Origin of the sequence: Paenibacillus ihbetae, assembly GCF_002741055.1 — a bacterium.
Lineage (GTDB): Bacteria > Bacillota > Bacilli > Paenibacillales > Paenibacillaceae > Paenibacillus_AQ > Paenibacillus_AQ ihbetae.
In genome coordinates this window covers 1,106,825-1,119,973 of the sequence record NZ_CP016809.1, presented here as the reverse complement: position 1 = coordinate 1,119,973, position 13,149 = coordinate 1,106,825, and the positions used below count along the sequence as shown (strand labels likewise).

Genomic DNA, 13,149 nt, shown 5'->3' with positions numbered 1-13,149 from the left:
GAATTCGCGATACAGACGGGGAGGAGCTGCTTTCTCCCACTAAAAAAAGCACCTGCGATCCGCTGAAGGTGCTTTTTGTTTAGGAGCATATTATGTATCGTAAACGCAAGAAAAACTTCCTTGTCCCGATGCCGCCCCTACCATTGGAGCGCCCTGGAGATTACAGAAGTTTTTCTTCATATAGCATGAGATGATTATACGCGAGTCACTTTACCGGATTTCAATGCGCGAGTGCTGACGTATACACGTTTTGGCTTGCCATCCACGAGGATGCGAACCTTCTGAACGTTAACGCCCCAAGTGCGCTTGTTGTGGTTATTAGCATGGGAAACATGGTTACCGCTGCTTGGTTTCTTGCCAGTTACATAACATTTGCGAGCCATCAATTACACCTCCTTGTTCCTAAACCCTGCATGAAACAATACTTAAATATAATATCACAGTAAAAATTGCCGCGTCAACTGCCCTAAAAACATTTATTTCTCTTTCTTCTTATAGTACAATGTTGATTAGTCCATAATATTCGAGATACAAGTGTGTATTGTGGGCTGGTCGGCATGACTCCGTAAGCTTCTGGAGACTGCCCGAGACGAGAGGAGACGAGATCAGCCCATCAGCATGTTGCGATCGGTTTAATCATAGGAAGTCTATTATTTATCGCTTTGGGCATTTCGTCGGCTATTAGCTATCAAATAGAGATAACGTTTTTCGTAAGAAGGTTTAAAGGGTATCAAGCCAGGAAGGGGAATTCTCATTGAGTAAGCGTTCTTTGAATGGAACAGAATTTACCGCGATGGTCCTAGCCGGAGCGGAGCAGCTGCAGCAGCATGCGGAACATGTCAACTCGCTGAACGTGTTTCCGGTGCCGGATGGCGACACGGGAACGAACATGAATTTGACCATGACCGCAGGGGTTGCCGAATTAAAGAGCAAGCACTCGGAATCCGTCGGACACAGCGCCGGTGTACTGTCCAAGGGGCTTCTAATGGGCGCGCGGGGGAACTCGGGGGTTATTCTGTCCCAGCTGTTCCGCGGTTTCAGCCGGTATGCGGCACCTTATGCGGAGCTGAATGCACATCAGTTCGCCGCCGCATTGCAGACCGGGGTTGAAGCTGCCTATAAAGCCGTAGTCAAACCCGTTGAAGGAACGATCCTTACCGTTGCCAAGGAAGCGGCCAAGCATGCCGTCTATTATTCCCGCCGCAGCAGCGACATCATCGAGCTGATGGAGCAAGTGCTGGCTAAGGCGAAGGAGACATTGTCGCAGACTCCGGAGATGCTTCCGGTGCTGAAGCAGGTCGGCGTCGTAGATTCGGGCGGGCAGGGTCTTGTGTATATTTATGAAGGATTCCTGGAAGCGCTCCGTAGAGAGGGTGCACCCGGAACGTTTGCTGCCGCAGGGGGACAAGCCGCAACGGTCACAGGCAAAGCCGAGCCCGTCAGTATCCCGGCTCCGAGCCTCCAGGCGGTTACCGCACCTCCATCATCCGCTCAATCCCAGTTGTCGACGGAAGATATCGAGTTCTTGTATGATATGGAATTTTTCATCAATCGTCAGCTTGGTGATGGAGCACGTGCCGAATTTGATGAGGATCAATTCCGGAAAGCGCTTGCTGTTAATGGGGATTCGATCATCGTCATCTCCGATGACGAAACGATTAAAGTTCATGTTCACTCCAAAGCTCCAGGTGATGTGCTGAATTTGGCACTGCTTTATGGCGAGATCACCCAGATTCATATTTTGAACATGCGTGAGCAGCATCGCGAGCTGTTGACGACCGGCATGGATATTGCGCCGATGCCGGAGCTGTTTGCCGATATCCCGGCCGAGCCGAAGACTCCGGAAGCTCCGGCCGTGCCGCCGGCGGATGAGATCGCACCGTACGGGTTCATCGCCGTATCCTCGGGAGACGGCATTTCGGACATCTTCAAGAGCCTGGGCGTTGACGTCGTGCTGTCCGGCGGGCAGACGATGAATCCGAGCACGGAGGACTTCGTGAACGCGATCTCCTCGATTTCGGCGCAGCAAGTCTATATTTTGCCGAACAATTCCAATATCGTGCTTGCTGCCCAGCAGGCCCGAGAACTGCTGGAAGGCGAGCGTCAAGTGACGGTTATTCCGAGCAAGACAATTCCGCAGGGGATTGCGGCCGCGTTTGCTTTCCAAGAGGATGAGAGCATAGACGTGAATACGGACAACATGCTGGATGCGATCTCCCGGGTGCAGTCCGGGCAGGTGACTTATGCGGTGCGCGACACGACGATCGACGATTTGGAGATTAAGGCGGGACAGTTTATCGGAATCCGCAACTCCAGCATCGTGGCAGCGACTCCTGATCTGATTACGACGTCCCAGGAGCTGCTCGGCAAGATGCTTCAATCCGGAGACGAGATCGTCACGCTGCTTACGGGAGCGGACGCATCCGAGGAATCGACCAACGCATTGACGAATTGGCTTGAAGAGCAGTATCCGGATGCGGAGGTCGAGGTTCATTACGGCGGACAGCCGATCTATGCCTATCTGTTCTCTGTAGAATCTTGATCGATCGGACCGGTGTTCATTTGAAGGTATTTTTTTAGGAGGGGTTCCGGTGAATAAGACCGTGATTGTGACAGACAGCACAGCGGATATTCCGGCAGACCTGGTGAAGCAGCACAACATTCATATCGTGCCGCTGAGACTGATGTTCGGAGAAGAGACCTATTTGGACGGTGTTGAAATATCGGCGGGGGAATTTTACAAGAAGCTGATACAGTCAGCGCAGCTGCCGACCACCTCCCAGCCGTCGCCGGCGGATTTCGTTGCCGTGTATGAATCCATTCTGGACCGGTATCCGGGCTGTTCGATTATATCAATACACATTTCATCGGGACTGAGCGGCACCTACCAGTCCGCTCTGCTCGCGACTTCGCTCATTGAGCGGGATGCGGATATTACCGTATGGGATTCCAAGTCCGCCTCCTACGGCTTCGGCCTGTTTGTCGTACATGCAGCAAGGCTTGCCGAAGAAGGAGCGGCTGCTGCGGATATCGTCGCCTCCTTGGAGGAGCTTCGCAGCAAACGGAGACTGTATTTCCTGGTCGATACGCTGGAGTATTTACAGAAGGGCGGCAGAATCGGCAAGGCTTCGGCGGTGCTCGGTACGCTGCTTAACATCAAGCCGATCCTGTCCATTGATGATGAAGGCATTATTTTTCCGGTGGAGAAGGTTCGGGGACGCAAGAAAGCGACCGCCCGCATGATCGAGCTGTTTCAGCAGGATCTGCCGGAGGTTCGTCATATCAAGGTGGCTGTGGGACATACGGCTGACCGGTCTCTGGTGGAGGATTTCCTGCAGCAGCTGTCAGCGGTGTTCACGGTGGAGGATGTCGTATATTCCGAAATCGGCCCCGTGATCGGCACGCATGTCGGGCCGGGAACGATTGCAGCTTATATTTGGCCTGCTTAAGTGAGGTAGATGATAGATATGAGTCTCAAACTCGATTCCATATCCGTCAGACAGATCAACGGCGTGAGCGCTCTGAAAGAAGGGGAGCTTCACGCCTTTGGCGTCTATACGGTTAAGGATTTGCTCGAATATTATCCGTTCCGGTATGAGGATTACCGGCTACGGAGTTTAAGCGAAGTGAAGGACGGGGATAAAATCACGATCCAGGCGAAAGTCGCCAGCGTCCCCGTTCTGCAGCGTTACGGGCGAAAGTCCCGCCTGACCTGCAAAATGCTGGCCGAGAGCTGGATGTTTACGGCGACCTGGTTCAATCGGCATTTCCTGAAGGACCAGCTGACCGCCGGGCGGGAAATCGTGCTGACCGGCAAGTGGGATCAACGGAGAATGCAGCTGACCGTCTCGGAATCGGAATTTCCCGATAAAGGGGCGTTCCGCAGCGGCACACTGCAGCCCGTCTATTCCATCGGCGGGAAAATTACGCAGTCCTGGATCCGCAAGACGATGGGACAGGCATTGGAGCAGTACGGGGAGATGATTCCTGAAATTTTGCCGAAACCGCTGCTGCAGAAGTACGATCTGATGCCTCGCAAGCGTGCGATTATGACGATCCATCAGCCGGTCGACTCCAAGGAAGGGCAGGAAGGCCGGCGCCGGATGGTATATGAGGAGCTGTTTCTGTTCCAGCTGAAGATGCAGGCGTTCCGCGCATTGAACCGCGGCCGGATGGACGGCGTGGTTCATACGGCCGATAATGCCACCATACGGGAATTCGTGCGCAGCCTGCCGTTCGAGCTGACCGACGCCCAGAAAAAGGTGGAGCTGGAGATTTTGCATGACATGCGCTCTCCTTATTGCATGAACCGTCTCCTTCAAGGAGATGTCGGTTCCGGTAAGACGGTCGTTGCGGCTATCGCCTTGTATACAACCGTGCGATCCGGCTTTCAGGGGGCCTTGATGGTGCCGACCGAAATTTTGGCGGAGCAGCATATGCGCTCTCTGCAGAAGCTGTTCGAGCCGTTCGGCATTACGGTAGGCCTGCTTACCGGAAGCGTGACGGGGAAAAAGCGCAAGGATCTGCTGGCCTCGCTCCAGATGGGATTGACGGATGTCGTTGTCGGCACCCATGCTCTCATCCAGGATGATGTATTTTTCCGGCAGCTGGGTCTTGTCGTCACCGATGAGCAGCACCGGTTTGGGGTCAACCAGCGGAGCATCCTGCGCCGTAAAGGCTACAATCCCGATGTGCTTACGATGACCGCGACGCCGATCCCGCGGACGCTGGCTATCACCGCCTTCGGCGATATGGATGTGTCGACGCTGTCGGAGCGTCCGAAGGGGCGCATTCCGATCACCACGTATTGGGTCAAGCATGATCTGATGGACCGCGTGCTTGGCTTTATCTCCAGGGAAGTGGATCAGGGCCGGCAGGCGTATCTGATCGCGCCGTTGATCGAGGAGTCGGATAAGCTGGATGTGCAAAATGCGATCGATCTGCATGTCCAGATGCAGCAGGCGTTCCCGCGCTATCGGGTCGGCTTGCTGCACGGGCGGATGACGCCCGCCGAGAAGGATGAAGTGATGCGCCAGTTCTATGAGAATGAAGTGCAGCTGTTAATTTCGACCACGGTCGTGGAGGTCGGCGTCGATGTGCCGAACGCCACCCTGATGGTCATCATGGACGCCGACCGTTTCGGCTTGTCGCAGCTGCACCAGCTGCGGGGCCGGGTCGGCCGCGGTGAGCACGCGTCGTACTGCGTGCTGGTCGCCGATCCGAAGTCCGAGGTTGGGCAGGAGCGGATGCAGGTGATGACCGAAACGGAGGACGGCTTCGAGGTGTCCCGGCGGGATTTGGAGCTGCGGGGGCCCGGGGATTTCTTCGGGACGAAGCAAAGCGGTCTGCCGGAATTCCGGCTGGCCGACATGGTGGCCGATTTCAAAGTCGTGGAGGAGGCAAGGGATGATGCGGCCGCTCTGGTGAGCGACAGCTCCTTCTGGACCTCGCCCGAATATGAGCCGCTGCGGGATTATTTGCAGCAGGAGAAGATTTTTCAAGGCGATATTATGGATTAAAATCCAAGGGGCGTAGAAGCTTCGAAGAAGCAGCCTCAAGCCGGGAGCGGGCAGGATGCGGGAATCCGTTGGCACAATGGACGGGCCTTCGTCATATACTCAAAAAAGGCGACAGCAATTATTACGGGAGGTGCCTTACCATTGAGTTATCAGCAGTACGGGATTAGTCCGCAGCTGGTGGAACGCATCAAGCTTAAGATGAAAAACCCGCTCGTCAAAGAAAGAATCAAGGGCCTGACGCAAGGCTTGACCAAGGCGGATCTGCAGAACAGCGTGAAGGTCCATCAATTGGTGCGAACCGCCAGCGGCATCTTAAACGAAAGGCTGAGCTCCGTGCAGGAACAGCAGATCGTTCAATTCGTGCTTGCACAGCGCATCGATCCGAACAATACATTTCATTTAATCAAGCTGTGGGGGATGTTCCGTTAAAAATTGAGCATGCATCGGGAGATTTCAGCATAAGAAGAAGCCCCCCGGAGGAAGGGTCTCCTCCTCAGCCGGGGGCTTCTTGCGTTTGGGTTCATTCGCTGCGGGGATATCAGCTGCTTGTTATCGAGCGGATGCATTCCTCCGTATCATTCTTGACGGAGTTGACGATGGTGCTGACGGGATGGGCCTGCATCTCCTCGGCCGGATAGGGCTTCAGGAGCTCGCGAAGCGGCTCGAGCGCGGAGGATGCGCCCGGATCGCTTCCCTCCAGGGCCGGGCTACGGTCAAGCCATAGCGCTTCGTCCTCCGGGCGGAGAATGACCGGCATCCGGTTATGGATGGGCTCCATCAGCGTGTTGGGCTCCGTTGTAATGATGGTGCAGGTGCTTAATTTCTGCCCGTCCGGCGTGATCCACGTGTCATAGAGTCCGGCCATGCTGAAGATGCGTCCGCTGCGCATGCTGATGCGAAGGGGCTGCTTTCCTGCGTCGGTTTTCTGCCATTCGTAAAATCCGTCGGCAGGAATGAGGCATCTTTTCCGATAAAAGGGCATCCTATAAGCAGGCTTCTCCTCAAGCGTTTCACTTCGCGCATTGATCATCTTGCTGCCGGCGGAGGGGTCCTTCGCCCACGATGGGACAAGTCCCCACTGCAGCTGGCCGATCCGGTTGGACCGCCCGTCATGGATGATGGCCGTTACCATTTGCGTCGGGGCAATATTGTAGCGTGGCATGTGAAAGGGAGAGACGGACTCGGGATCGATCAGATACCTCATCATCAGCTCTTCCCAGGTGACGGTGAGCGTAAAACGTCCGCACATCGGTTTTTTCGGCCTCCTCAACAAGCGAAATCATCGGTTTTTAGTTTCAAGTATACCATGCGCGGGACCGCATCCCCAAGAAGCTCTTGGCTTCTCTCATGTTACAAGCATTAGAAATGGAGGATATTTTGTGTTTGATTTAAAAGCTAACGGCACCTCGGTAAAGACCGAAGTGGTTGCCGGTATTACGACCTTCTTTACAATGGCTTATATTACGGTGGTGAACCCGCTCATATTGTCCGAGGCCGGTGTGCCGTTTGAGCAGAGCTTCACGGCGACGATCATTGCTGCCGTGATCGGCACCCTGCTGATGGGACTTGTGGCAAGGTATCCGATCGCCGTTGCGCCCGGGATGGGGCTGAATGCGTATTTTACATATTCTGTCGTTCAGGGGCATGCGGGACTTGGGTACATCGAAGCGTTCTCGGCGGTGTTCATTGCCGGTATCCTGTTCCTGCTGCTGTCCATGACGACTCTTCGGCGCAGGCTGATCGAGATGATCCCGGCGAATCTGAAGCATGCGATAACCGTCGGAATTGGATTGTTCATTGCCTTTCTCGGCTTGCGGATGAGCGGTATCATTACAGCGCATCCGGATAATTTGGTGGCGCTCGGTGACCTGCATCAACCAAGCGTGGTGCTCGCACTGGTTGGTTTGGTCGTAACATTGATCCTGTTGTCCCGCGATGTGAAGGGCGCTTTGTTTATAGGGATGATTATTACGGGAATCATTGCTTATTTTGCGGAAATGCTGTCGTTTACGAACGGTGTCGTGTCGGCGCCTGCGCTCCCTGAAGGAATTCTCGTATGGAACCCGATCACGGCGGCGTCCGATGTTATTTCCCACAGCCTGTATGCGGTCGTGTTCTCCTTCCTGCTGGTGACGCTGTTCGATACGACCGGCACAGTCGTCGGCGTTGCCGAACAGGCGGGCTTTATGAAGGATAACAAGCTGCCCCGGGCCGAGCGTGCGATGTTCTCGGACTCCGTGGCGACCGTTGCCGGCTCGATGGTCGGCACCAGTCCGACCACCGCCTATATTGAATCGGCGGCAGGCGTCGGCGCAGGCGGCCGGACCGGCCTTACCTCAGTGGTCGTGGCGCTCCTGTTCGTGGTAGCGGCCTTCTTCAGTCCGCTCATCGGCGCCGTCGCCGGCTTGTCTGCGATTACGGCGCCTTCGCTGATCGTGGTCGGATGCCTGATGCTGAGCAATGTCCGCCATATCGATTGGAGGGACTTTGACGAGGCGTTCCCGGCTTTCCTCGTCATTCTGACGATGCCGCTTACGTCCAGCATTGCGACCGGCATTGCGTTCGGGTTCATTTCGTACCCGCTGATGAAAATCGTAAAAGGCAAGTGGAAAGCCGTTCATCCGCTTATGTATATTTTTGCCGTGCTGTTTGTTCTGCAGCTTGTGTTTGTGCCGCATTGATGTTCTGCCCCGCAGGACCACCTTCTTGATGATCCGTTTGTTTTGACAAGCCCCTTCGGCCTTGCGTGCCGGAGGGGCTTGTTTGCTGCGAAAGTTTAATGGATCCCGCCGACTCCCAGGGACGCCCCGGGGACAACAGGGTTAAATTTACATTGATAAAAGAACGAATGTTCGCATATAATACAAACAAACGTTCCCGTTACGAGGTGGATAGTGATGTTGAGTATTGGGCTAAAGTCAGACGAAACCAAGCTGGTAAAGGACTACGCTCTATTGCCGTTATTGCTCGATGTGCTGGAACATGACCGGGACATTCTGTTCCGGTCGGATCTAAAGTCCTCAGAGCTGACCAAGGTTATGATCGAGCGCATACAGAGGGCGGCATTGGCCGATTTAACGGCGGCTCGAAGGAACATGCGAGAGATCGGCTTAAAGGTATACGACAATCGAAAGACCAGGCTCGGAATTGAAGTGGAATTTATGTGCAGAGGGTATCGCCATAAGCTGTCCATGCTGTGGGGGCTGATCGAGGCGGAAATCGAGGAGCGGTCGTACAGCTACCTGGGCTTGAAAATCGCAGACAAGGGGTGTCTGTCATGAAGCCGGCCAAACGGGTTGTCATGTTAGCGGACTGCCAGTCTTTTTACGCCAGCGTGGAGAAGGCGGAGCATCCCGAATATAAAGACCGCCCTCTAGTCGTTGCCGGCGATCCGGAACGACGGTCCGGCATCGTGCTGGCGGCATGCCCGATTGCTAAGGCTAAAGGCATAACGACAGCCGAAAGGCTCGGAGAGGCGCTCGCGAAATGTCCGGACGTCGTCGTTATCAAGCCCCGGATGCAGAGGTATATCGATGTCTCCATGCAGATCACGGAGATTTATAAATCCTATACCGATTTGGTGGAGCCGTACAGCATCGACGAGCAGTTCCTTGACGTGACCGGCAGCTTGCATTTGTACGGCTGCACGCCGGAGGAGCTTGCCCGAATGATTCAGGCTCATGTTAAGGATGCGACAGGGGTGCATACACGCTTCGGAATTTCCGAAACGAAAATTCTCGCCAAGACGGCCTGCGACAATTACGCGAAAAAATCCGCATCCGGAATCTACACCCTGCCTAAAGAAAATCTTGCCGAAACGCTGTGGAAGCTTCCCGTAAACCATATGTTTATGGCCGGCAGCAGAATGACCCGGCATTTCAATGTCATGGGGCTGCCGACGATCGGCAGCGTCGCCCAGACCCCCCTCCCTAAGCTCAAGCAGATGATGCGGCGAAAGTTCGGGAAAAACTCGGATATCCAGGCTGAACTGTACTGGAGAATTGCCAACGGGATCGATGATAGCCCCGTACGTCCGGGCACGCACCAGGTCGATCCTAAGTCGGTTGGTCATATGATGACCCTGCCCCGCGATTACGGCAGGCTGGAGGAAATTAAGGTCGTGCTGCTGGAGCTGACGGAGCTCGTATGCCAGCGATGCCGCGGGCTCGGCTTTATGGGCCATGTCGTAACCGTCGGCTGCATGGGAGCGGATTTTGACCGCCCTACGGGATTTTCGCGGCAAATGAAGATGGAGGACCCCTCCAACATTACGAATCAAGTTTACCGCTGGGCGTGCAGGCTGCTGGAGAAATATTGGGACGGCCTGCCGATCCGCAGGGTGGGCGTCAGTTTATCGCAGCTTACCCCCGATACGGAATATCAATTGTCCCTCTTCGATATGGGGCGCGAGAAATCGATGGCGCTTGAGCGGGTGACCGATGCCTTAAAGCGCAAGTACGGGGATGGCATCGTCATTCGGGCCGTCTCCAAAACCGAGGCCGGCCAAGCGTTGGATCGTTCAGCTAAGATAGGAGGACACTTTAAATGACAACACGAAAAAAGCTGGAAGGCAACGGGCTGTGGGAATCCAGCCGCATGATGCTGCCCGAGCATAAAGCGACGATTATCCGGCGGCAGCTTGAAGAGGGGAGAAAGGATAAGCCGAACCTGGATCCGCAGGAAATGGAGCTGATCGAGCGCATGCTGGCCGAATCTTTTCATGAGTGCCGGACCATTTCGTTGCAGCTTTACGATGAATACGAGGATGTCGAGCTAACCGGTGTCGTTACGACCGTGCTGACTCAAAGACGGGAGATCAAGCTGGCCGTCGGACCCGGGGAGTGGGAATGGATAAAGATCGATGAGATCGTATCCGTCAAATAATAAGCTGGTTTGAGGCGGCGGCAGATTACCTGCCGCCGTTTTGGGTATGAACAGGATAGTAGCGGGCAGAAATGAAATAGAACGAGCTACACAGGTTCTTCACAACCGGTTGATATGATCGGAAGCATCACGGATCGAAAGGAGTTTTTGGAACGATGTTCAAAAAAGGATTAAAACCGATGGCTGTATGGCTCATCGCCGCGTCCTTGCTCTTGGTCCTGGGAGCTTGCGGCAGTACAAATACGAACGGCGATACGGGCGGTGCAGGAAATCAAGGCCATGCGGGGGAAATGGACCATAGCAATATGAATCATTCCGGCTCAGGCGAGGTGCCCGAAGGCTTGAAGGAGGCCCCGAATCCGACTTATGGCATAGGCACGCAAGCCATCATAGACTCCGATCACATGGCGGGCATGAAGGGAGCAACGGCTACGATTGTGGGTGCTTACGATACAACGGTTTATACGATTTCTTACACGCCGACCACCGGCGGGGAAGAGGTCAAGAATCATAAGTGGGTCATTCACGAAGAATTGCAGAACCCGGGAGCTCCACCTTTGCAGCCAGGGACGGAAGTCGTCGTTAATGCATACCACATGGAAGGGATGAAGGGCGCAACCGCAAAGATCGATTCGGCCCAGCAGACGACGGTGTACATGGTGGATTTCACGCCGACGACAGGCGGCGAGGAAGTGAAGAATCATAAATGGGTGACGGAAAGCGAATTATCGCCGGTCCAGTCATGATTTGGCATGGATAGAAGCATTACGTGAAAGCTCCGGCAAGCGGTTTTTTTGGTTACACGTATTCATGAATGAAGCAATTCATTCAGGGCATGTCAAATGGGGTGTCATTTGCAGTCACTTGCAGTCATTGCACGCCCACGCTCTAGGAACGGACTCGCTGCGGCGTGTCCGTTTTTTTCGTTTACTCACTCGCTAGACATCCTCCCGAATCCGTTACCCTAAAAGCCGATGTTGTCCTGGAGGTATCCCGAAACATAGACGCCGGACGAGGAGGGTGCCCAAACCAAACAGCTGCATCGCAAAAAGATCAGAAAGCCCCCTTCACCGCGACAGAATCCGGAGTATAGGTTTACTTTTCATCCAAACGAAGGTTTAATGAAGGTAATCAGAAATTGAAAACGCTTTACGCTTTAGACGTACATATGCCAGGGAGGAAATGGAATGCAGTCTAGCCAAAGCCAAGAAAGGCCTAACATGTTGTTGATTACGGTGGATCAGATGCGTTTTGATTGTCTTAGCATTGCGGGCCATCCCGTCGTCGAGACGCCCAATCTGGACGAGCTCGCCCGAACCGGCGTACGGTTCAGCCGCGCCTATTCGGCTACGCCGACCTGCGTGCCTGCACGGGCAGCCATCTTTACCGGACAATCGCAGCGAACTCACGGCCGCGTCGGATATCAGGACCGCGTCCCTTGGAAGTACGAGAAAACCTTGCCGGGAGAGCTGGCGCAAGCGGGTTATCATACGCAGTGCGTCGGCAAGATGCATGTGTATCCTGCGCGCAGCTTGATGGGATTTCATAACGTCGTCCTCCATGACGGGTATCTGCACCATAACCGCAACAATCACAGCATTCCGATGCAGGAGCACTACGATCAAGTCGACGATTATGTTCCGTGGCTTCGCGAGCGGGTACCCGGGGCGGATCTGATCGATCTCGGCCTTGACTGCAACGCATCGACGGTCGCCCGGCCTTGGCATCTGCCCGAAATGCTGCATCCGACCAATTGGACGGTCACGCAATCCATTGATTTCCTCCGGCGCCGGGACCCCGGGAAGCCGTTCTTCCTGTGGATGTCCTTCGTGCGCCCGCATCCGCCATTCGATCCCCCGCAAGCCTATCTGGACCTGTATGAGGAAGCCGAAATACCGGAGCCGCCGGTTGGAGATTGGGCAGAGAAGGAGGATGTCTCTCAGGCGGGGCTTTCCCCGGTCACGGGGCGGGGACTCGTGCCCAAAAGGCGCCTGCGTAAAGCCATGGCGGCCTATTACGCCCTGATCACGCATTTGGATCATCAGATCGGCCGTTTCCTTCAGGCGTTACACGAATATGGGGAGCTGAACAATACAGTGATTGTGTTCACCTCCGACCATGGCGAGCTGCTCGGGGACCACCATTTGTTCCGCAAGTCTCTGCCGTACGAAGGAAGCGCCCATGTGCCGTTTATCGTAAACGATCCGGGGAACCGTCTGGGATTAAAACGCGGCCTGGTGGCGGATCAACTGGTGGAGCTGCGGGATATTATGCCATCGCTGCTTGAAGCAGCCGGTGTGCCTGTCCCGGATACGGTGGAAGGACAGAGCATCTGGGGGCTCGCATCGGCAGAACAGGGAGGGAAGAAAGGAGCCGTGGCTTGGCGCAGCCACCTGCATGGCGAGCATGCTCAAGGGCTTCAGTCGAGCCACTGGGTCACGGACGGGAAGGCGAAGTTCATCTGGTATTCCCAAACCGGCGAGGAGCAGTTCTTTGATCTGGAGCATGACCCGCAGGAGCTTCACAATGCGATCGAGGATGAACCGCATCAGGAGCGCATCAATCATTGGCGATCCGTCCTGGTTCGGGAGCTGGAAGGGCGCGAAGAGGGCTATACGGATGGCCGGAAGCTCATTGCAGGCCGCCAGCCGAAAGCCGTGCTGTCGCATATCCGGGTATGAGGTTGAATGCCCGCATGTTTTCGAATCCGTCATCCGAAAATGACGCAAAGTCGTGAACGGTTCCC

At 54.9% G+C, this 13,149-nt stretch carries 12 protein-coding genes; 10 read left to right on the top strand and 2 right to left on the bottom strand.

The genetic code is table 11. The features are described 5' to 3' along the window. Nucleotides 1-194: 194 nt before the first annotated feature. Nucleotides 195-383, bottom strand: coding sequence for a 50S ribosomal protein L28 (gene rpmB / locus BBD41_RS05200; RefSeq protein ID WP_007129659.1), 189 nt, complete (start codon nucleotides 381-383; stop codon nucleotides 195-197). A 371-nt stretch (nucleotides 384-754) separates the two neighbouring features. Here rpmB and BBD41_RS05195 point away from each other — a divergent pair, with 371 nt between their 5' ends. The 4 genes from BBD41_RS05195 to BBD41_RS05180 all read left to right on the top strand — a co-directional run bounded on the left by BBD41_RS05195 (nucleotide 755) and on the right by BBD41_RS05180 (nucleotide 5,948). Next, entirely contained in the window at nucleotides 755-2,542 is a 1,788-nt protein-coding gene (locus tag BBD41_RS05195; protein WP_077565219.1) for a DAK2 domain-containing protein, read from the top strand. Between the two features lie 49 nt (nucleotides 2,543-2,591). Continuing rightward, a complete protein-coding gene (locus tag BBD41_RS05190; RefSeq protein ID WP_099476903.1) occupies nucleotides 2,592-3,449 on the top strand; it encodes a DegV family protein in 858 nt (285 codons plus the stop codon). An 18-nt stretch (nucleotides 3,450-3,467) separates the two neighbouring features. After that, nucleotides 3,468-5,519, top strand: a complete 2,052-nt coding sequence (recG, locus tag BBD41_RS05185; RefSeq protein ID WP_077565223.1) for an ATP-dependent DNA helicase RecG — start codon at nucleotides 3,468-3,470, stop codon at nucleotides 5,517-5,519. A gap of 141 nt (nucleotides 5,520-5,660) precedes the next feature. Then, the gene (locus BBD41_RS05180; RefSeq protein WP_077565224.1) at nucleotides 5,661-5,948 is read left to right on the top strand and encodes a stage VI sporulation protein F; all 288 of its coding nucleotides are present in this window, start codon (nucleotides 5,661-5,663) and stop codon (nucleotides 5,946-5,948) included. 109 nt (nucleotides 5,949-6,057) lie between these two features. Here BBD41_RS05180 and BBD41_RS05175 read toward each other — a convergent pair whose 3' ends face one another. Further along, nucleotides 6,058-6,768, bottom strand: a complete 711-nt coding sequence (locus tag BBD41_RS05175; protein ID WP_077565226.1) for an SOS response-associated peptidase — start codon at nucleotides 6,766-6,768, stop codon at nucleotides 6,058-6,060. A gap of 130 nt (nucleotides 6,769-6,898) precedes the next feature. Here BBD41_RS05175 and BBD41_RS05170 point away from each other — a divergent pair, with 130 nt between their 5' ends. The 6 genes from BBD41_RS05170 (at nucleotide 6,899) to BBD41_RS05145 (ending at nucleotide 13,084) form a co-directional block, all read left to right on the top strand. After that, nucleotides 6,899-8,200: an NCS2 family permease gene (locus tag BBD41_RS05170; RefSeq protein WP_077565228.1), complete on the top strand. Its 1,302-nt coding sequence runs from the start codon at nucleotides 6,899-6,901 to the stop codon at nucleotides 8,198-8,200. Between the two features lie 216 nt (nucleotides 8,201-8,416). Beyond that, the gene (locus BBD41_RS05165; protein WP_077565230.1) at nucleotides 8,417-8,800 is read left to right on the top strand and encodes a YhjD family protein; all 384 of its coding nucleotides are present in this window, start codon (nucleotides 8,417-8,419) and stop codon (nucleotides 8,798-8,800) included. Further along, nucleotides 8,797-10,068 carry a DNA polymerase IV gene (locus tag BBD41_RS05160; RefSeq protein WP_077565232.1) on the top strand — a complete coding sequence of 424 codons (1,272 nt, stop codon included), beginning with the start codon at nucleotides 8,797-8,799 and terminating at the stop codon, nucleotides 10,066-10,068. The genes BBD41_RS05165 and BBD41_RS05160 overlap by 4 nt, the downstream gene beginning before the upstream one ends. Then, nucleotides 10,065-10,403 carry a YolD-like family protein gene (locus BBD41_RS05155; protein ID WP_077565234.1) on the top strand — a complete coding sequence of 113 codons (339 nt, stop codon included), beginning with the start codon at nucleotides 10,065-10,067 and terminating at the stop codon, nucleotides 10,401-10,403. Before BBD41_RS05160 ends, BBD41_RS05155 begins: the two co-directional genes overlap by 4 nt. A 155-nt stretch (nucleotides 10,404-10,558) precedes the next feature. Beyond that, a complete protein-coding gene (locus BBD41_RS05150) occupies nucleotides 10,559-11,149 on the top strand; it encodes a YdhK family protein (RefSeq protein ID WP_099476902.1) in 591 nt (196 codons plus the stop codon). 441 nt (nucleotides 11,150-11,590) lie between these two features. After that, nucleotides 11,591-13,084: an arylsulfatase gene (locus tag BBD41_RS05145; RefSeq protein WP_099476901.1), complete on the top strand. Its 1,494-nt coding sequence runs from the start codon at nucleotides 11,591-11,593 to the stop codon at nucleotides 13,082-13,084. Nucleotides 13,085-13,149: the final 65 nt, after the last annotated feature.